The sequence below is a fragment of the Bradyrhizobium hipponense genome (assembly GCF_008123965.1).
In the GTDB taxonomy this organism is placed as follows: domain Bacteria; phylum Pseudomonadota; class Alphaproteobacteria; order Rhizobiales; family Xanthobacteraceae; genus Bradyrhizobium; species Bradyrhizobium hipponense.
Genome location: NZ_VSTH01000130.1, coordinates 1 through 17,551 on the forward strand (window position 1 = coordinate 1; position 17,551 = coordinate 17,551).

Below are 17,551 nucleotides of genomic sequence, written 5' to 3' on the forward strand. Positions count from 1 at the left end.
CGTGCTTTAATGGTTGCTACGAGATCTCGCTACGCCGCCAGATCCGCGACCACCGCATCGAGCACCGGGAATCCGCTGCTGGTCACACGCAATCTCCCGGTCGCATCGACCGTGATCGCGCCTTCTTCGCGCAACAGCGCGATGCGTTTGGGATCGAGCGGGCGGCCGGAGAGCGCGGTGTAGCGCGCGGGGTCGATGCCTTCTGCAAGGCGCAGTCCCATCAGCAAAAATTCGTCGGCGCGTTCCTCGCTGTTGAGGAGATCGTCGGTGACGAGGCCGTGGCCGTTGGTCTCGACCCGCATCAGCCAGGCTTCGGGGCGTTTCTCGGTCGCGGTCGCGTGGCGGATGCCATCGATATCGAGACGGCCATGCGCGCCCGGGCCGATGCCGGCATATTCGTCGCCGCGCCAATAGACCAGATTGTGCCGGCACTCGGCGCCGCGCCGCGCGTGATTGGAAATCTCGTAGGCGGGCAGCCCGAGCTTGTCGCAGGTCTCCTGCGTCACGTCGTAGAGCGCGCGCGCGACCGCCTCGTCCGGCGTCTTCAATTTTCCGGCCTGGTGCAGGCCGAAGAACGGCGTGCCTTCCTCGATGGTGAGCTGATAGAGCGACAGATGCTCGGCCGCTTCATCGATCGCGAGACGCAGTTCGTCGGCCCAAATCGCAGGCGTCTGGTCCGGACGGGCGTAGATCAGATCGAACGAATAGCGGTCGAACGAGCGGCGCGCGATCGCGACCGCATCCAACGCTTCACGCGCGCTGTGCAAACGTCCCAGCGCTTTCAGCGAGGCATCGTCGAGCGCCTGCACGCCGAGCGAGACGCGGTTGACGCCGGCGGCGCGATAGCCGGCAAAGCGCGTGGCTTCGACGCTGGTCGGGTTCGCCTCCAGCGTCACTTCGACGTCATCAGCGACAGGCCAATGCTTGCCGATGGCATCGAGCACCGCGCCGACGGTTGCGGGCTGCATCAGCGAGGGCGTGCCGCCGCCGAGGAAGATCGACGTGACTTCGCGTCCGGGCGCGCGCTCGGCCGTCGCCGCGATCTCGCGGGCGAAGGCGCTGGCAAAGCGCGCCTCGTCGATCGCGACGTGGCGGACATGGCTATTGAAATCGCAATAGGGGCACTTCGACAGGCAGAAGGGCCAGTGCACGTAGACGCCGAAGGCTTCCTTAGCGCGGCTCAAGGCAGATCTCCGCCAGTTTCACGAAGGCGCGGGCGCGGTGCGACAGGCCAAGCCCGAGCGGCGGCAGGCCGTGCTTCTCGATGCTGGTCATCTCACCGAAGGTACGGCTGTGGCCGTCGGGCAGGAACATCGGATCGTAGCCGAAGCCGGCGGTGCCGCGCGGCGGCCACACCAGTGTGCCGTCCACGCGCGCCTCGACCTCTTCGCAATGATCGTCGGGCCAGGCGACGCAGAGCGCGGAGACGAAATGCGCCTTGCGCTTGTCGGGTGTGGTCGCACCGCGCTCCTGCAACAGGCGTTCGATTCGCGTCATCGCCGCGGTGAAATCCTTGGAAGGGCCGGCCCAGCGCGCGCTGTGGATGCCGGGCGCGCCGTCGAGCGCGTCGACCACGATGCCGGAATCATCGGCGAAGGCGGCAAGCTTGGTCGCCTGCGCCGCCGCGATCGCCTTGATCGCGGCATTGCTGCGGAAATTGTTGCCGGTTTCTTCCGGCTCGGCAAGGCCAAGCTCACCGGCCGAAACCGCCTCGATGCCGTAGGGCGCGAGCAACTCCTTCATCTCGGCGAGCTTGCCGGGATTGTGGGTCGCGATCACGAGTCGGCCTGTGATTCGGCGGTGCATGGCCTATTGACTACGCCACGGCCAGTTTCTGCAAGTCCACCAGACGCGCAATGCCCTTCTGGGCCAGCGCCATCAGCGCCAGGAACTCGTCCTGCGTGAACGGCTCGCGCTCAGCGGTGCCCTGCACCTCGATGATGCGGCCGTCGCCGGTCATGACGAAATTGGCGTCGGTCTGGGCTTCCGAATCCTCGGCATAGTCGAGATCGAGCACCGGCGTGCCGTTGTAGATGCCGCAGGAGATCGCGGCGACGTTGTCGCGCATCACGTTGGCCTTGATCATGTTTCGCGTCTTCATCCAGTTGATGCAATCGGCGAGCGCGACCCAGGCGCCGGTGATCGATGCCGTGCGCGTGCCGCCGTCGGCTTGGATCACGTCGCAATCGACCGTGATCTGGCGTTCGCCGAGCGCTTCGAGATTGACGATGGTGCGAAGCGAGCGGCCGATCAGGCGCTGGATTTCAACGGTGCGGCCGCTCTGCTTTCCGGTGGAGGCCTCGCGGCGGGTGCGTTCCAGCGTGGCGCGCGGCAGCATGCCGTATTCGGCGGTGACCCAGCCGCGGCCCTGGCCCTTCAGCCAGGGCGGCAGCCGCTCTTCCAGCGTGGCGGTGACCAGCACATGGGTGTCGCCGAATTTCACCAGGCACGAGCCTTCCGCATATTTGACCACGCCGCGCTCAAGCGTCACGGGACGCAATTCGTCGGGCGCACGGCGGCTTGGCCGCATGGGAGATCCTCCAAGACTCTCGGGAAAGGGCTATTCGCGGTGCTTGTAGGGGGGGTGAGGGTAGGCGGCAAGGGGGACGTTCTGACTTTTCGGTCCCCAGCCAACTGCAAAACCACGCTTGTCAGGGACCTGCCGGAGAGCCAAATTACAAGCATCTGAGAGGAGTTGCCGTCTGTGGCCCATCACGATCCGATCCATCTGATCGCGCCGCGCGCAGGCCTCGCCCAGCTCAACGAGCGATCCCGCGATATCTTTCGTCAAATTGTCGAAAGTTACCTCGCGACCGGCGAGCCGGTCGGCTCGCGCAATATCTCGCGCCTGATCGCCATGCCGCTGTCGCCGGCCTCGGTCCGCAATGTCATGGCCGATTTGGAACAACTCGGCTTGATCTACGCGCCGCACACCTCGGCCGGCCGGCTCCCGACGGAACTCGGCCTGCGTTTCTTCGTCGACGCCCTGATGCAGGTCGGCGATCTCAACGACGCCGAACGCCAGGCGATCCAGAGCCAATTGACCTCGGTGGGCCATGCGCAATCGGTCGAAGCGGCGCTGGAGGAGGCGTTGACGCGGCTCTCCGGCCTGACCCGGGCCGCCGCCGTGGTGCTGACGCCGAAATCCAATGCGCGGCTGAAACACATCGAATTCGTCCGCCTGGAACCGGAAAAGGCATTGGTGATCCTGGTCGGCGAGGACGGCCAGGTCGAAAACCGGGTGCTGGCGCTGCCGCCGGGAGTTCCATCCTCGGCACTGACGGAAGCCGGCAATTTCCTCAATGCACGAATCCGGGGCCGGACCCTGGCCGAGGCGCGGCTGGAGCTCGAGACCGCGCTCGGAGAGGCGCGCACCGAGCTTGATCAGCTGACGCAGAAGGTGATCTCGGCCGGCATCGCCAGCTGGTCCGGCGGCGAAAACGAGGACCGCCAGCTCATCGTCCGCGGCCACGCCAATCTGCTCGAAGACCTGCATGCGCTGGAGGATCTGGAGCGGGTGCGCCTGTTGTTCGAAGACCTCGAGACCAAGCGGGGCGTCATCGACCTGCTCGGCCGCGCCGAGACCGCGGAGGGTGTACGCATCTTCATCGGGTCCGAGAACAAGCTGTTCTCGCTGTCCGGCTCCTCCACCATCATCTCGCCCTATCGGGATGCCGAGGGCCGTATCGTCGGCGTTTTGGGCGTGATCGGGCCGACGCGGCTGAATTATGCCCGTGTGATCCCGACCGTGGACTACGCCGCCCGCATCGTCAGTCGCCTCTTGGGCGGCTGACCGGGGTCCGGGCGCCGATCACGGGCGCTTGATTTTCGCCGTCCGAAGCACGATATCCGGGCAAGAAAACTCCCTTAGACCTTTGAGAAGAGAGCCGATGACCGATCAAGACCGGCAACCCGAAGACACGGCCGCAGCGACCGGCGAGCCCGTGGTGTCGAAGCCCTATGTGATGCCCGACGATCCCGAGCCCGGCTCGGTCGAGCTGTTGCAGAAGGAGGCCTCCGAGGCACGCGACCGCATGCTGCGGACGCTGGCCGAGATGGAGAACCTGCGCAAGCGCACCACCAAGGAAGTCGCCGACGCCCGCCTCTACGGCATCACCGGCTTTGCCCGCGACGTGCTCGACATCGCCGACAACCTCCAGCGCGCGCTGGACGCCGTTCCGGCCGAGGCCCGTGCCGCGGCCGATCCCGGCCTGATCTCGCTGATCGAGGGCGTCGAACTTACCGAGCGCTCTCTGCTCAACGCGCTGGAAAAGCACGGCGTGAAGAAGTTCGACCCCTCGGGCCAGAAGTTCGACCCGAACTTCCAGCAGGCGATGTTCGAAGTGCCTGATGCGTCGGTGCCGTCGGGCACCGTGGTGCAGGTCATGCAGGCCGGCTACACCATCGGCGAGCGCGTGCTGCGCCCGGCATTGGTCGGTGTCGCCAAGGGCGGCGCGAAGGCCGCGCCCGCCGCCAACAACACCAACAACACCAACGAGCCGAACAGCGCGGCGTGAGCCCTCGATCCTCATGGTGAGGAGCCGCGCCCTTTGCGCGGCGTCACGAACCATGAAGGGCAAGATGTAACAGCGGGGGCCTCCATCCTTCGAGACGCCCGCGAAGAAGCTCCTCCTCACGGAGGAGGGGCTGGCGGCGTCGCTTACGCGCTCACCGCGATGTCCGCGGACTGAATCCGCTTCACCCCGGCCTTGGCCATATCGGCCCAGGCTTTTGCCAGCGAGCCCTGGGTGTCGATGCCGCGGCAGGCGTCCTCCACGACGTAGACCTCGAAGCCGGCCTTGCGCGCGTCGAGCGCGGTCCAGGCGACGCAGAAGTCGGTGGCGAGGCCCGCAACGAAGACGCGCTTGATCTTGCGCGCCTTCAGGTAGCCGGCGAGGCCGGTCGAGGTCTTGCCGTCGGCCTCGAGAAAGGCCGAGTAGCTGTCGACGTCCTTGTGGAAGCCCTTGCGGACGACGAGCTCGGCCTGCGGAATCGAAAGGTCCTTTGACAGTGCGGCGCCGTCGGTGCCCTGCACGCAATGGTCGGGCCACAGCACCTGCTTGCCGTAGGGCAGGTCGACGGTCTCGAACGGCTTCTTGCCGGAATGCACCGAGGCAAAGGAGATGTGGCCGGGCGTGTGCCAGTCCTGCGTCATCACCACGTTGGCGAACGCCTTGGCCATCTTGTTGATGACCGGCACGACCTGCTCGCCTTCCTTCACGGCGAGGCTGCCCCCGGGCAGGAAGCAGTTTTGCACGTCGATCACGAGCAGCGCGGATGCATCATCCGGCTTGATCGATGCGGCTGCAAAGAGTGCGGTTGGAGCGAGCGCCGCGAGTGCCGTCGTCCCAAGTGCGGCCAAGATTTGTCGCCGATCCAGCACGGTTCGCCTCCCTCCAGGATGATCCAACGGGAGGAAAGCCTAGTTCCATTCGTATGCGAGCAGAAGCCCGAAAATGCAGCCGGTGCTGTCCAGTGCTTGGGCTCGCTACACGAAATCCTCGTCGTCCCGGACAAGCGCGCTCAAAGCGGGCGTAGATCCGGGACCCATACCCCCAGCGAGCAATTTGGCGAAGATTGTTCGTTCGGTACCGCCACCGACCACAATCGTGGGATCGCGCGGTATTGATCCCGGCCTCCACCGGGATGACACCGAGTATGTTGGTCGGTCGACGCAGCTAGCCTTTCGGCTGGATGCCGTCGCGCACGGCGCGGAAGCGGTTGAAGGCGTTGGGCCACTGGTCGCGCGGAGAGCTGGCGACAATACGCAGCGAGGCGCCGCCGCTGCTGAAGCGGATCCACTGCACCACCGTTACCGCGGTCTTGTCCTTGCCGCTGACGCCGTCGATCCGGGTTTCAAACCCCTGTTGGCCGTTGATGCGGATCGGCTCGGACATGGTGACGCGCGATTCGCGCACACCGGGAATCTGGAGCGCCGCTTCCTGGGCGAAGCGGGCGCGGTCCTCGGCCTGCTGCGGCGTCGCGCCGATCAGGCCGAGGATCATGAACGGTTTTGGCTCGAAGCCGGTGCTCTCGTCGCCATCGGCCAGGATGATGCTGGTGCCCGGCGCCAGCGTGCGCACGTTCTTGAAGTCGGCGAGGTCGGTGACCTTGAACGGCATCCGCGAAAGCTGCTCCTCGACCGGTACCTCCTTGCGCGTCACGGCGCTCGCGAACATCTGCCGCACCGCCTCGTCGGTATAGATCTTGGTGGCGTTCTCCGGAATCTGGACCGCGACATAGCCGGAGAAGCCGGTGCCCTGCACGATCATCGAATAACGCTTCACCAGTGCATCGCCGGCCTTGCCGGTCTCGGTGGTGAAATAGGCAAGGCCCGCGGGGGTCTCGACCTTGTCCGGCTTGACCCCGCCGGCGCCGGCCGGGCTGGCCTTGAAGGCATTGGCGACCTCGCCATAGGCGTCCGGCGGCAACTCGGTGATCAGCACCTTGACGCTGCCGTCCTCGCTCTCGAACCCCGGAAAGGTTTTGGCCGCGTTGAGGCCGATCAGCGGCACCATGCCGAGGCGCAGTCCCGGCGGAAATTCAGGATCGGCCGCAAAAGCCGGAAGTGCCGTGGCGACGAGAAGGACGAGCGCGGAGAGGGGGCGGATCAGCTTCATGGGCATTCTAGTTGGTTCACATTGAGGCCGTTCGATGGTCGGCCATCGGGCCGCCTTGTCGCGCGAAGCAGCCTCGACGAGGCGGCCCGGCCGCCCGCCTTTTAGCGGGTTTGGCCTTGCGGTAACAGGGCGGGCAGATCAGCCTGGCGGGCGCCGGCCCAGGCCTGAACCTGTTAATATTTCCTCACCTGCAAGGGCGGTTCAGCCCGGATATGATCTTCCAAAACCCAATGTTTTCACGGCCGAAACTTGCGTTCGGTCCTTGCGGGCCCCTCCCCCCCTCCTATATGAGCGTCAACCATCGCAATATCGCGGATGTTTGATCTTAGGGGGTTTCGGTTCGGGTGCCTTCTGGGCCCAGCCAGCCTGCCGCAAAAACAAGGATATCAGGACCATGGGAAAGGTCATTGGGATCGACCTCGGCACCACGAATTCGTGCGTCGCCGTAATGGACGGCAAAAACGCCAAAGTCATCGAGAATTCCGAAGGCATGCGCACGACGCCTTCGATCGTCGCGATCACGGACGACGGTGAGCGCCTCATCGGCCAGCCGGCCAAGCGCCAGGCCGTTACCAATCCCGAGCGTACCTTCTTCGCAGTGAAGCGCCTCATCGGCCGCCGCTACGACGACCCCATGGTCGAGAAGGACAAGAAGCTCGTTCCCTACAAGATCGTGAAGGCTTCCAATGGCGACGCCTGGGTCGAGGCCGACGGCCAGACCTACTCGCCCTCGCAGGTCTCGGCGTTCATCTTGCAGAAGATGAAGGAGACCGCGGAAGCCCATCTCGGCCAGAAGGTCGAGCAGGCCGTCATCACCGTTCCCGCCTACTTCAACGACGCCCAGCGCCAGGCAACAAAGGACGCCGGCAAGATCGCCGGCCTTGAAGTGCTGCGCATCATCAACGAGCCCACCGCGGCTGCACTTGCCTATGGTCTGGACAAGACCAAGGCCGGCACGATCGCCGTGTACGACCTCGGCGGCGGCACGTTCGATATTTCCATTCTCGAAATCGGCGACGGCGTGTTCGAGGTGAAGTCGACCAACGGCGACACCTTCCTCGGCGGCGAAGATTTTGACATGCGCTTGGTCGGCTATCTCGCCGACGAGTTCCAGAAGGAGCAGGGCATCAACCTGCGCAACGACAAGCTCGCGCTTCAGCGCCTGAAGGAAGCCGCTGAAAAGGCCAAGATCGAGCTGTCGTCGACGACGCAGACCGAGATCAACCTGCCCTTCATCACCGCGGACCAGACCGGGCCGAAGCATCTGACGATGAAGCTCACCCGCGCCAAGTTCGAAGCGCTGGTCGACGACCTCATCCAGAAGACGGTCGAGCCCTGCCGCAAGGCGCTGAAGGATGCCGGTGTTACCGCCGGTGAGATCGGTGAAGTGGTGCTGGTCGGCGGCATGTCGCGCATGCCGAAGGTCCAGGAAGTCGTCAAGCAGCTGTTCGGCAAGGAGCCGCACAAGGGCGTCAACCCGGACGAAGTCGTGGCGATCGGCGCTGCGATCCAGGCCGGCGTGCTCCAGGGCGACGTCAAGGACGTGCTGCTGCTCGACGTGACCCCGCTGTCGCTGGGCATCGAGACGCTGGGCGGCGTGTTCACCCGCATCATCGACCGCAACACTACGATCCCGACCAAGAAGAGCCAGGTGTTCTCGACTGCCGAGGATAACCAGAACGCGGTGACCATCCGCGTCTTCCAGGGCGAGCGTGAAATGGCGGCCGACAACAAGATGCTTGGCCAGTTCGACCTGATGGGCATTCCGCCGGCCCCGCGCGGCATGCCGCAGATCGAGGTGACCTTCGACATCGACGCCAACGGCATCGTCAACGTCTCGGCGAGGGACAAGGCGACCGGCAAGGAGCAGCAGATCCGCATCCAGGCCTCCGGCGGCCTGACGGAAGCCGACATCGACAAGATGGTCAAGGAGGCCGAGGCCAATGCCGCGGCCGACAAGAAGCGCCGCGAGGCAGTCGACGCCAAGAACCATGCCGACGCGCTGGTGCACTCGACCGAAAAGGCCCTGGCCGAGCACGGTTCAAAGGTGGCCGAGACCGAGCGCCGCGCCATCGAGGATGCCGTCAGCGACCTCAAGGAAGCGCTGAAGGGCGACGATGCCGAGGCGATCAAGGCCAAGACCAACACCCTGGCCCAGGCTTCGATGAAGCTCGGCGAGGCGATGTACAAGCAGCAGGCCGAGGCCGACGCCAAGAAGGATGCGGCCAAGGACGACGTCGTCGACGCGGAATTCACCGAAGTCGACGACGACAAGAACAACAAGAAGTCTGCATAAGCCCTCAGAGGCTGATGATGCGGACGGATTGCACCCCACACGCAGCTTCGGCCTCCCCCTCGAAGGGGGAGGCTTTCGTGTCGGGCCGGGCGGGGCACCGCGCCGTTACCATCGATCAATTTCCAGCCGTTATCCTGAACGCCGCCGCCGTGCTGCCCTCTGCCGCAAGGCGCAGGGGCACTTATATCGTCGCGTGGCGAGGTTTTTTCGCTCCGACTTGAATCGCGATTGGATAGACCGAGTTCAACATGCCCACGTCCACCAAGCGCTGCTACTACGAGACTCTCGAAGTCGACCGCGACGCTGACGAATCCAAGCTGAAGTCGTCGTTCCGCAAGCTTGCAATGAAGTTTCACCCCGACCGTAATCCGGGGGATGACACCAGCGAAATCCGTTTCAAGGAAATCAACGAGGCCTACGAGGTTCTCAAGGACAAGGACAAGCGCGCAGCCTACGACCGCTATGGCCACGCCGCCTTCGAGCAGGGCGGTCCTGGCGGGGGCGCCGGTTTTGGCGCCGGTTTTGCGTCGTCTTTCTCCGACATTTTCGAAGACCTGTTCGGCATGGCCGGACAGCGCGGCCGCGGTGGCCGCGAGCGCGGCGCCGACCTGCGCTACAACATGGAAATCACGCTCGAGGAAGCCTTCGGCGGCAAGACCGCGCAGATCGAGATTCCGGTCTCGGTCACCTGCGAGGCCTGCTCGGGCATCGGCGCCAAGGCCGGCACCAAGCCGAAGACCTGCTCGACCTGCGGCGGCGCCGGCCGTGTACGGCAGTCACAGGGCTTCTTCACGCTGGAGCGGACCTGTCCCGGCTGCCAGGGACGCGGCCAGATGATCGAGGACGCCTGCCCGTCCTGTTCGGGACAGGGCCGGGTCACCCGCGAGCGGACGCTGTCGGTCAACATTCCCCCGGGAGTCGAGGACGGCACGCGGATCAGGCTCGCCGGCGAAGGCGAGGCCGGTGTCCGCGGCGGCCCGCCCGGCGACCTCTACATTTTCCTGTCGCTCGCCCAGCACCAGTTCTTCCAGCGCGACGGCGCCGATTTGCATTGCCGCGTGCCGATCTCGATGGTGACGGCTGCACTTGGCGGCGAATTCGAGGTGCCGACCATCGACAAGGGCAAGGCCAAGGTGAAAGTGCCTGCCGGAACCCAGTCGAGCCGCCGATTCCGCATTGCATCGAAGGGTATGCCGGTGCTGCGCTCGCGCCAGATGGGCGACATGTATGTCCAGGTCGTGGTCGAGACCCCGCAAAACCTCACCAAGAAGCAGCAGGAATTGCTGGCCGAGTTCGAAAAGCTCTCCTCCGGCAACACCCAGCCGGAATCCGAGGGGTTCTTCGCCAAGGTCAAGGATTTCTTCGGTAATCGGGCGAGTTGACTCGTCTTGACCGTACCGCCTCCGGCCTATACGTCTTTATGACCATTTTCTGACACGCCGCGGTGACGCGGGGTCCCGTCCGGTCCTGACATGCCATTGCCATCGTCCGCGCGTGCGTTGAAGAAGCCTCGTCTTGACGACGAGGTGCGTTTTCTCCGGTCATGGATCGAAAAGCCCCTGCATATGGGCGCAGTCATGCCGTCGGGTAAGCTCCTGGCCCGGACCATGGCGCATTACGTCGACATCAATTCGGACGCACCCGTGGTCGAGCTCGGACCCGGCACCGGCGCCATCACCTCGGCCCTGGTCGAGCGTGGCGTCGACCAGAAGCGTCTTGTCCTGGTCGAGTACAATCCCGGCTTCTGTGCGCTGCTGCGAGACCGTTATCCGCAGGCCAAGGTGGTGCAGGGCGATGCCTACCGTTTGCGCGACACGCTCTGGAACGTACTGAGCGCGCCGGCGTCTGCCGTGGTCTCCGGCCTGCCGCTGGTGACCAAACCGATGCTGACGCGGCTGCGGCTCATCCGCGATGCCTTCACGGCGCTGGCGCCTGGCGCGCCGTTCGTGCAGTTCACGTATGCGGTGGTGCCGCCGATCCCGAAATCGCTGCCCGGCGTGTCCACAGAAGCCTCGGAACGGATCTGGATGAACCTTCCGCCGGCCCGCGTCTGGGTGTATCGCAAGGACTAATTCCGCCGGCTTCCCTCTTTGCGCGGCGGTCTCGTTTCGCCGAACGCAATTGGATTGGATGCCCGCACTCAAGATCCTGATCATTCCCGGCTCGCTGCGCACCGGCTCGCATAATGCGAAGCTGGCGGCGGTCGCTGCCTATGAATTCGCCCAGGCCGGTGTCGACATCACCCGGATCTCGCTCGCCGATTTTCCGCTGCCGATCTATGACGGCGATCTCCAGGCCAAATCCGGCGTGCCGAAGCACGCCATCAATCTCAAGCGCATGATCGCTGCGCATCATGGCGTGTTGATCGTCTCGCCCGAATACAACGCCTCGGTGCCGCCGCTGCTGAAGAACGCGATCGACTGGGTCAGCCGCGTGCATGAGCTGCACGAGGCGCGCGGCGAGGTGTTCCGCAACCGCGTCTTCGCGCTCGCCGGGGCTTCGCAGAGCCGGCTCGGCGCTGCCCGCGCGCTGCAGGCGTTGCGGCTGATCCTGACCTCCTGCCACGCCAATGTGATCGCCAGCCAGCTTACGCTCGCCTTTGCCGACCAGGCTTATGACGATATGGACAGGCTGAAGAACCAGGGCGATATCGACGCGCTGAAGACCATGGTGCGGCAGTTGATCGACATTTCTCAACGCATGATGTGGTGACATGACGCCAGCCGAAATCGCCGCGAAAGACCGCCTGATCGTCGCGCTCGATCTGCCTAGCCTTGATGCTGCGGAGGCGATGATCGCAAGGCTTGGCGACAGCGTCACGTTCTACAAAATCGGCTATCAGCTCGCTTATGCCGGCGGCCTGCCGTTGATCGGCAAGCTCGCCGACAAAGGCAAGAAGGTGTTTGCCGATCTCAAGCTGCATGACATCGGCAACACGGTGATGCGCGGCGTCGAAAGTGTCGCCAAGCTGGGCGCGAGCTTTCTCACCGTGCACGCCTATCCGCAAACCATGAAGGGTGCCGTCGAAGGCCGCGGCCATGCGAGCTTAAAGATCCTCGCCGTCACGGTGCTCACCTCCTACAATGATGATGATCTGCATGCGGCCGGCTATCGGCTCGGCGTCTCCGAGTTGGTCGAAGCGCGGGCGCAGCAGGCGCAGGTGCTCGGTGTCGACGGCCTGGTCTGCTCGCCGGAGGAAGTGGGCGCGTTGCGCAAGCTCGTCGGCCACCAGATGAACCTCGTCACGCCCGGCATCCGTCCGGCGGGTGCGGCAAGCGGTGACCAGAAGCGCATCATGACGCCGGGCCGTGCGATTGCGGCCGGCGCCGACTATCTCGTCGTCGGGCGGCCGGTGGTGGAGGCCGCCGACCCGAAGGCTGTCGCCGAGGCCATCCAGGCCGAGATCGCACAGGCGCTCGGATCATGATCCGGAAAAGTGTGCAGCGGTTTTCCGATCAGATCATGCAATAAAGATCAACAACACAGGGAGAACAACCATGGCAAAAGGCTACTGGATCGGACGCGTCGACGTGAGCAATGACGAAGGCTACAAGCCCTACGCCGTCGCAAATGGTTCGATCTTCAAGAAATGGGGCGGCCGCTTCGTCGTCCGCGCCGGCAACTTCACCACCGTCGAGGGCCAGAGCCGCACCCGCAATGTCGTGATCGAATTCCCGGACTACGAGACCGCGATCGCCTGCTACAACTCGCCGGAATACCAGGCCAACATCAAGGTGCGCCAGCCGCACTCGATTGCCGACCTCATCATCATCGAGGGTTATGACGGCCCGCAGCCGTCGTAACGACACGATCGGCTCCGTCATGGCCGGGCTTGTCCCGGCCACCCACGCCTTCGCGCCAACGTGTGGCCCTCCGTGGATGCCCGGGACAAGCCCGGGCATGACGGTGGAGCTTGCTCCCCTCGGTTGCCGGAACTGCGTCCCGCGGCTACAACGCACCTCAGAGGATCACACCATGTCCGACATGCGCTTGATTGTTGCTGGAGCCGGCGGCCGGATGGGCCGGGCACTGACGCGGGCGATTGCCGAAAGCGAAGGCGCGGTGCTGGCCGGGGCGTTGGAGGCGCCGGGCTCCGAGCTGCTCGGCAAGGATGCCGGCGTGCTCGCAGGTCTGCCTGCCAACGGGATCACGCTCTCGGCCGATCTCTGGGCGTTGTCGAAGGACGCCGACGGCATTCTGGACTTCACCGTGCCGGCCGCGACCATCGCCAATGTCGCGATCGCGGCCCAACGCGGTCTCGTCCACGTCATCGGCACGACCGGCCTGTCGGGCTCGGACGATGCCGTGATCAAGAGCGTCACCAACCGCGCGGTGGTGGTGCAGTCGGGGAATATGAGCCTGGGCGTCAACCTGCTCGCCGCCGTGGTCAAGCGCGTCGCCAAGGCGCTCGACCAAAGCTTCGATATCGAGATCGTCGAGACCCATCACCGCATGAAAATCGACGCCCCCTCGGGCACGGCGCTGATGCTGGGCCAGGCCGCCGCCGCCGGCCGCGGCGTCGCGCTGGATGAGCATTGCGTACGCGGCCGCGACGGCATCACCGGCGCGCGCCAGCCCGGCGATATCGGTTTTGCTTCCTTGCGCGGCGGGACCGCGGCCGGCGATCATAGCGTGAGCTTTCTCGGTCCGTTCGAGCGCCTGACGCTGTCGCACCATGCCGAGGATCGCATGCTGTTCGCCCATGGCGCGCTCAAGGCGGCGCTGTGGGCGCATGGCAAGAAGCCCGGGCTCTACTCGATGGCCGATGTGCTCGGCCTTGCCGACATCTGAACGAAAGTAACGGAAAGGTCTCAATGAGCGAACGTCTTCTCGTGCTCGTGCGCCACGGCCAGAGCGAATGGAATCTCAAGAACCTGTTCACGGGCTGGAAGGATCCGGATCTCACCGAGCTCGGCGTGAGGGAAGCCAGGGAAGCCGGCCGCAAGCTGAAAGCGCAGGGCCTGGTGTTCGACATCGCCTACACCTCGGTCTTGACGCGCGCGCAGCACACGCTCGATCTCATTCTCGGCGAGCTCGGCCAGGAAGGCCTGCCGACGTCGAAGGACCTTGCGCTGAACGAGCGCGACTATGGCGATCTCTCCGGGCTGAACAAGGACGACGCCCGCAAGAAATGGGGCGAGGACCAGGTGCTGATCTGGCGCCGCTCCTACGACGTGCCGCCGCCCGGCGGCGAAAGCCTGAAGGACACGCTGGCGCGTGCGCTGCCCTACTACGTGCAGGAGATTCTGCCCGCCGTGCTCAACGGCAAGAGGACGCTCGTCGCCGCCCACGGCAACTCGCTGCGCGCGCTGATCATGGTGCTGGAAAAGCTGTCGCCCGAAGGCATTCTGAAGCGCGAACTCGCCACCGGCGTGCCGATCATCTACCGGCTCAACGCGGATTCGACCGTGGCCTCGAAGCTGGATCTGGCGGGGTAATCGATCGCGAAGTTTGCAGGAGATTTGTAGGGTGGGTTAGCGCCAGCGTAACCCACCTTTTTTGTTTCCGCGGTGGCAGAAGTGGTGGGTTACGCTGACGCTAACCCACCCTACGCGGCGCAACTACTGCAGTCCCAACTGCCCGGCCTCCCAGCCCAGCATCGCCTGCTTGCGGGTGATGCCCCAGTGATAGCCGGTGAGCGCGCCGCTTTTGCCGAGGGCGCGGTGGCAGGGCACGACGAAGGAGACCGGGTTCTTGCCGACCGCAGCGCCAACGGCGCGCGAGGCCTTCGGGCTCTTGATGTTGCAGGCGATGTCCGAATAGGACACTGCGCGGCCCATCGGGATCTTCAACAGCGTCTCCCACACCCGCACCTCGAAATCGGTGCCGATCATGACCACGCGCAGCGGCTGGTCCGGTCGCCAGAGTTTGGTGTCGAAGATGCGCTGGGCGAGCGGCGCCGTGCCTTCGTGGTCCTCGACGTAGGTGGCATTCGGCCAGCGCCGCATCATGTCGGCGAGCGCGATCTTCTCCTCGCCGTGATCGGCAAAGGCAAGGCCCGACAAGCCACGATCGGTCGCGATCACGATTGCGGTGCCGAACGGCGAGTGATGGAAGCCGTAGCGCAGGGTGAGGCCGGCGCCGCCGTTCTTCCATTCGCCCGGCGACATCGCCTCATGGGTGACGAAGAGATCGTGCAGCCGGCCCGGTCCCGAGAGGCCGGAGTCGAGCGCGGCATCGAGAACGCTGGCGGAATCCCGCAGCAGGCCCTTGGCATGGTCGAGCGTCAGCGCCTGCATGAAGGCTTTCGGCGTGATCGAGGCCCAGCGGCGGAACAGATGGTGCAGCTCGTCCGGCGTGACCCCGGCCGCATTCGCCATCGCTTCGATGGTCGGCTGCGCGCGCCAGTTTTCCGAGATGAAGGCGATCGCCCGGCGTACGGAATCATAGTCGCGCATCGCGGCGTGCTGGGGGCCCGGCTTGGCCAGGCGCTGGTCATGTATGGCGAGTGTCATCATGACCGGAAATGTAGGAGAGGGGGCGCCTCGAAACCACCCGTTTTCCGATCCGGGCTCAGGTGACCGGATTGTAGATCGGGCCGCGCCGGGCGGCGTTCAACGCCACGACTAAGGCCCTGTAAAAACTGGCCTTTTCCTCGGGACCCAAAAATCCGGCAATCAGCAGCCGGTGGCCGCGCGAGATTAGATAGAGGTGTTCGATGCCGTATTCCTCGTCGACCTCCTGGTCGAGGCGGACCCAGAGCGGGTTGAAGGTCCATTCGAGGACCTGGCCGCGGTGACTGACGCGCCGCACGCGCAATTCGGACAGCGTGACCACGATCTCCTCGCGCGCGCGAGCGGTGCGGAAATTGACCTTGAAGGCCCACCAGATCACCAGCACGTCGAGGCCGAAGAAGCCGAACACCGGCCATGCCCCTATCATCAGGAACGCGATGCCGGTGGCGAAGCTGACCACGCTCAAAAACAGCATCACGGCAAGGAAACCGGTGCGATTCAGCGAGCGGTGCGGCGTCAGGCGTGCGGAGAAGATCTGCACCTCGCTTTCGCTTGCAGATCGCTCGCGCTCAATTTCGTTGCCTGTGCTCATCGTCCCTCAGTATATCCCGATCATGGCAAAAATCACCCGCAAGGCGGTCCCGCGCAAAACAGCCGTGCCGAAGAAAAAGGCAAAGCCGGCCGCAGCAAAGCCGAGAGCGGCCGCGAAGAAATCGCTCAAGGCTACAAAGCTTTGGACCCCGTCCGAGATCCACGAAGCCTTCAGCCGTTTCCGCAAAGCCAATCCGGAGCCAAAGGGAGAGCTCGAGCATCTCAATCCTTTTACGCTGCTCGTCGCCGTCGTGCTGTCGGCGCAGGCGACCGACGCCGGCGTCAACAAGGCGACGCGCGAATTGTTTGAGGTCGCCGACACGCCGCAAAAAATGCTCGATCTCGGCGAGGAGCGGCTTCGCGATTACATTAGGACCATCGGACTCTACCGCACCAAGGCGAAGAACGTCATCGCCCTGTCGGCTAAGCTGCTCAGCGAGTTCGGCGGCGAGGTGCCGCGCACGCGTGCCGAGATCGAGTCGTTACCCGGCGCGGGGCGCAAGACCGCTAACGTCGTGCTCAACATGGCCTTTGGCGAGCACACCATGGCGGTCGACACGCACGTCTTCCGCGTCGGCAACCGCACCGGACTTGCGCCCGGCAAGACGCCGCTCGAGGTCGAGCTCGGTCTCGAAAAGGCGATCCCATCGGAGTTCATGCAGCATGCGCATCATTGGCTGATCCTGCACGGCCGCTATACTTGCCTCGCGCGCAGGCCGCGCTGCGAAGTATGCCTGATCAACGATCTCTGCCGGTGGCCGGAGAAGACGGTCTGAGTTGATCCCGCACCGGCTGCCCTCACCGCATCTGCCGCGCCGGCTCGATCAGCTCGGGCCGCGGTCCGGACAGGCGCTTGTGCATATGGACCATGAAGGCCATGCCAAAGATCGGCGTCGCCAGATTGACGATCGGGATCGAGACGAAGGCCGCGATGATCAGGCCGGCGGTGAAGATGGTTGCCGCATTGTCGCGCCGCATCGCCTTGGCTTCCTCCGGCGAGCGGAAGCGCATGGCGGCGAGCTCGAAATATTCGCGGCCCAGCAGCCAGGCGGTCGCGAGGAAGAAGATCAGGAAGCCTGCGCCGGCCAGCAACACGAAGGGCAGCGCGATCAGGTAGACCAGGATGGTCAGCAATGCCGTCTTGACGCCCTCGGTGATCGCCTGGCTGAAAGGCAACGCAACGCCGGGACGTTCGGCCGGATAATGCTCGCGCTCGACATGGTCGGCGACATCGTCGACGAACAGGCTCGCCACCAGCGAGGTGATCGCCGGCATCAGGAACACCGCGCCGAACACGACGCCGAGGCCTGCCGCGATCGAGACGATCCAGGCGAGCACTTCCAGCGATGTGTGCCAGCCGGGACCAAGCAGCCCCTCGAGCCAAACCTCGCCATAAGTCGCAAACCAGCTCAATAGCCGCTGCAACCCGATCGCCAGCACGATGATCAGCACCAGGGCGACGCCGATCGATCGCCACAGGATCGAGCGCATCGGCGGCGAGATCATTTGCGACAGCGCCTTGACGGCGGCATCCAGCATGGCAGCACCTCTCACGAAACCACCCGCGAGAGTTAGACACCCCAGGCCGC

General features: G+C 64.7%; 19 protein-coding genes. 11 read left to right on the plus strand and 8 right to left on the minus strand.

The genetic code is table 11. The features are described 5' to 3' along the window. Positions 1-29: 29 nt before the first annotated feature. Genes hemW through rph form a run of 3 tightly spaced genes read right to left on the minus strand, consistent with a single transcriptional unit; the run spans position 30 to position 2,530 of the window. On the minus strand, positions 30-1,184 hold the full coding sequence (gene hemW / locus FXV83_RS32130) for a radical SAM family heme chaperone HemW (RefSeq protein WP_148743596.1): 1,155 nt from the start codon (positions 1,182-1,184) through the stop codon (positions 30-32). After that, the gene (gene rdgB, locus FXV83_RS32135) at positions 1,171-1,806 is read right to left on the minus strand and encodes an RdgB/HAM1 family non-canonical purine NTP pyrophosphatase (RefSeq protein WP_148743597.1); all 636 of its coding nucleotides are present in this window, start codon (positions 1,804-1,806) and stop codon (positions 1,171-1,173) included. Before rdgB ends, hemW begins: the two co-directional genes overlap by 14 nt. Positions 1,807-1,816: 10 nt before the next feature. Beyond that, positions 1,817-2,530: a ribonuclease PH gene (gene rph / locus FXV83_RS32140; protein ID WP_148743598.1), complete on the minus strand. Its 714-nt coding sequence runs from the start codon at positions 2,528-2,530 to the stop codon at positions 1,817-1,819. Between the two features lie 174 nt (positions 2,531-2,704). Between rph and hrcA the strand changes: the two genes are divergently transcribed. Further along, positions 2,705-3,793, plus strand: a complete 1,089-nt coding sequence (gene hrcA / locus FXV83_RS32145) for a heat-inducible transcriptional repressor HrcA (protein WP_148743599.1) — start codon at positions 2,705-2,707, stop codon at positions 3,791-3,793. A gap of 97 nt (positions 3,794-3,890) precedes the next feature. Beyond that, the gene (gene grpE / locus FXV83_RS32150; protein WP_148743600.1) at positions 3,891-4,517 is read left to right on the plus strand and encodes a nucleotide exchange factor GrpE; all 627 of its coding nucleotides are present in this window, start codon (positions 3,891-3,893) and stop codon (positions 4,515-4,517) included. Positions 4,518-4,660: 143 nt separating this feature from the next. On the opposite strand, the gene pncA is transcribed toward grpE, so the two are convergent. Together pncA and FXV83_RS32160 are read right to left on the minus strand one after the other, a co-directional pair. Further along, positions 4,661-5,383, minus strand: coding sequence for a bifunctional nicotinamidase/pyrazinamidase (gene pncA, locus FXV83_RS32155; RefSeq protein ID WP_148743601.1), 723 nt, complete (start codon positions 5,381-5,383; stop codon positions 4,661-4,663). Between the two features lie 295 nt (positions 5,384-5,678). Then, complete coding sequence (locus tag FXV83_RS32160; RefSeq protein WP_187436307.1) at positions 5,679-6,620, minus strand: hypothetical protein; 942 nt, start codon at positions 6,618-6,620, stop codon at positions 5,679-5,681. Between the two features lie 394 nt (positions 6,621-7,014). On the opposite strand from FXV83_RS32160, the gene dnaK reads away from it, so the two are divergent. The 8 genes from dnaK to FXV83_RS32205 all read left to right on the plus strand — a co-directional run bounded on the left by dnaK (position 7,015) and on the right by FXV83_RS32205 (position 14,354). Beyond that, on the plus strand, positions 7,015-8,916 hold the full coding sequence (dnaK, locus tag FXV83_RS32165; protein ID WP_148743603.1) for a molecular chaperone DnaK: 1,902 nt from the start codon (positions 7,015-7,017) through the stop codon (positions 8,914-8,916). 248 nt (positions 8,917-9,164) lie between these two features. After that, entirely contained in the window at positions 9,165-10,298 is a 1,134-nt protein-coding gene (dnaJ, locus tag FXV83_RS32175) for a molecular chaperone DnaJ (RefSeq protein WP_148743605.1), read from the plus strand. Positions 10,299-10,388: 90 nt separating this feature from the next. Further along, on the plus strand, positions 10,389-10,988 hold the full coding sequence (locus FXV83_RS32180; RefSeq protein ID WP_148743606.1) for a class I SAM-dependent methyltransferase: 600 nt from the start codon (positions 10,389-10,391) through the stop codon (positions 10,986-10,988). Positions 10,989-11,046: 58 nt separating this feature from the next. Continuing rightward, the gene (locus FXV83_RS32185) at positions 11,047-11,628 is read left to right on the plus strand and encodes an NADPH-dependent FMN reductase (RefSeq protein ID WP_148743607.1); all 582 of its coding nucleotides are present in this window, start codon (positions 11,047-11,049) and stop codon (positions 11,626-11,628) included. A 1-nt stretch (position 11,629) separates the two neighbouring features. Beyond that, positions 11,630-12,343: an orotidine-5'-phosphate decarboxylase gene (gene pyrF / locus FXV83_RS32190; RefSeq protein ID WP_148743608.1), complete on the plus strand. Its 714-nt coding sequence runs from the start codon at positions 11,630-11,632 to the stop codon at positions 12,341-12,343. Between the two features lie 70 nt (positions 12,344-12,413). Then, positions 12,414-12,719, plus strand: a complete 306-nt coding sequence (locus FXV83_RS32195; RefSeq protein ID WP_148743609.1) for a DUF1330 domain-containing protein — start codon at positions 12,414-12,416, stop codon at positions 12,717-12,719. A gap of 172 nt (positions 12,720-12,891) precedes the next feature. Further along, a complete protein-coding gene (dapB, locus tag FXV83_RS32200) occupies positions 12,892-13,707 on the plus strand; it encodes a 4-hydroxy-tetrahydrodipicolinate reductase (RefSeq protein ID WP_148743610.1) in 816 nt (271 codons plus the stop codon). A gap of 23 nt (positions 13,708-13,730) precedes the next feature. After that, positions 13,731-14,354: a 2,3-bisphosphoglycerate-dependent phosphoglycerate mutase gene (locus FXV83_RS32205; RefSeq protein WP_148743611.1), complete on the plus strand. Its 624-nt coding sequence runs from the start codon at positions 13,731-13,733 to the stop codon at positions 14,352-14,354. 123 nt (positions 14,355-14,477) lie between these two features. Here FXV83_RS32205 and FXV83_RS32210 read toward each other — a convergent pair whose 3' ends face one another. Beyond that, positions 14,478-15,374: a methylated-DNA--[protein]-cysteine S-methyltransferase gene (locus FXV83_RS32210; protein WP_148743612.1), complete on the minus strand. Its 897-nt coding sequence runs from the start codon at positions 15,372-15,374 to the stop codon at positions 14,478-14,480. 55 nt (positions 15,375-15,429) lie between these two features. Continuing rightward, positions 15,430-15,963 (minus strand): DUF2244 domain-containing protein, encoded by a 534-nt coding sequence (locus FXV83_RS32215; protein WP_148743613.1) that lies wholly within the window; start codon positions 15,961-15,963, stop codon positions 15,430-15,432. 22 nt (positions 15,964-15,985) lie between these two features. Here FXV83_RS32215 and nth point away from each other — a divergent pair, with 22 nt between their 5' ends. Further along, positions 15,986-16,738, plus strand: a complete 753-nt coding sequence (nth, locus tag FXV83_RS32220) for an endonuclease III (protein ID WP_187436308.1) — start codon at positions 15,986-15,988, stop codon at positions 16,736-16,738. A 22-nt stretch (positions 16,739-16,760) separates the two neighbouring features. On the opposite strand, the gene FXV83_RS32225 is transcribed toward nth, so the two are convergent. Next, the gene (locus FXV83_RS32225; RefSeq protein ID WP_148743615.1) at positions 16,761-17,501 is read right to left on the minus strand and encodes a sulfate transporter family protein; all 741 of its coding nucleotides are present in this window, start codon (positions 17,499-17,501) and stop codon (positions 16,761-16,763) included. Positions 17,502-17,551: the final 50 nt, after the last annotated feature.

Excerpts from the sequence above, each read along its gene's own strand:
- rdgB (WP_148743597.1), bottom strand. The coding sequence starts at position 1,806 with ATGCACCGCCGAATCACAGGCCGACTCGTGATCGCGACCCACAATCCC.
- rph (WP_148743598.1), bottom strand. The coding sequence starts at position 2,530 with ATGCGGCCAAGCCGCCGTGCGCCCGACGAATTGCGTCCCGTGACGCTT.
- grpE (WP_148743600.1), top strand. The coding sequence starts at position 3,891 with ATGACCGATCAAGACCGGCAACCCGAAGACACGGCCGCAGCGACCGGC.
- FXV83_RS32160 (WP_187436307.1), bottom strand. The coding sequence starts at position 6,620 with ATGAAGCTGATCCGCCCCCTCTCCGCGCTCGTCCTTCTCGTCGCCACG.
- dnaK (WP_148743603.1), top strand. The coding sequence starts at position 7,015 with ATGGGAAAGGTCATTGGGATCGACCTCGGCACCACGAATTCGTGCGTC.
- dnaJ (WP_148743605.1), top strand. The coding sequence starts at position 9,165 with ATGCCCACGTCCACCAAGCGCTGCTACTACGAGACTCTCGAAGTCGAC.
- FXV83_RS32180 (WP_148743606.1), top strand. The coding sequence starts at position 10,389 with ATGCCATTGCCATCGTCCGCGCGTGCGTTGAAGAAGCCTCGTCTTGAC.
- FXV83_RS32185 (WP_148743607.1), top strand. The coding sequence starts at position 11,047 with ATGCCCGCACTCAAGATCCTGATCATTCCCGGCTCGCTGCGCACCGGC.
- pyrF (WP_148743608.1), top strand. The coding sequence starts at position 11,630 with ATGACGCCAGCCGAAATCGCCGCGAAAGACCGCCTGATCGTCGCGCTC.
- FXV83_RS32195 (WP_148743609.1), top strand. The coding sequence starts at position 12,414 with ATGGCAAAAGGCTACTGGATCGGACGCGTCGACGTGAGCAATGACGAA.
- dapB (WP_148743610.1), top strand. The coding sequence starts at position 12,892 with ATGTCCGACATGCGCTTGATTGTTGCTGGAGCCGGCGGCCGGATGGGC.
- FXV83_RS32205 (WP_148743611.1), top strand. The coding sequence starts at position 13,731 with ATGAGCGAACGTCTTCTCGTGCTCGTGCGCCACGGCCAGAGCGAATGG.
- FXV83_RS32210 (WP_148743612.1), bottom strand. The coding sequence starts at position 15,374 with ATGATGACACTCGCCATACATGACCAGCGCCTGGCCAAGCCGGGCCCC.
- FXV83_RS32215 (WP_148743613.1), bottom strand. The coding sequence starts at position 15,963 with ATGAGCACAGGCAACGAAATTGAGCGCGAGCGATCTGCAAGCGAAAGC.
- nth (WP_187436308.1), top strand. The coding sequence starts at position 15,986 with ATGGCAAAAATCACCCGCAAGGCGGTCCCGCGCAAAACAGCCGTGCCG.
- FXV83_RS32225 (WP_148743615.1), bottom strand. The coding sequence starts at position 17,501 with ATGCTGGATGCCGCCGTCAAGGCGCTGTCGCAAATGATCTCGCCGCCG.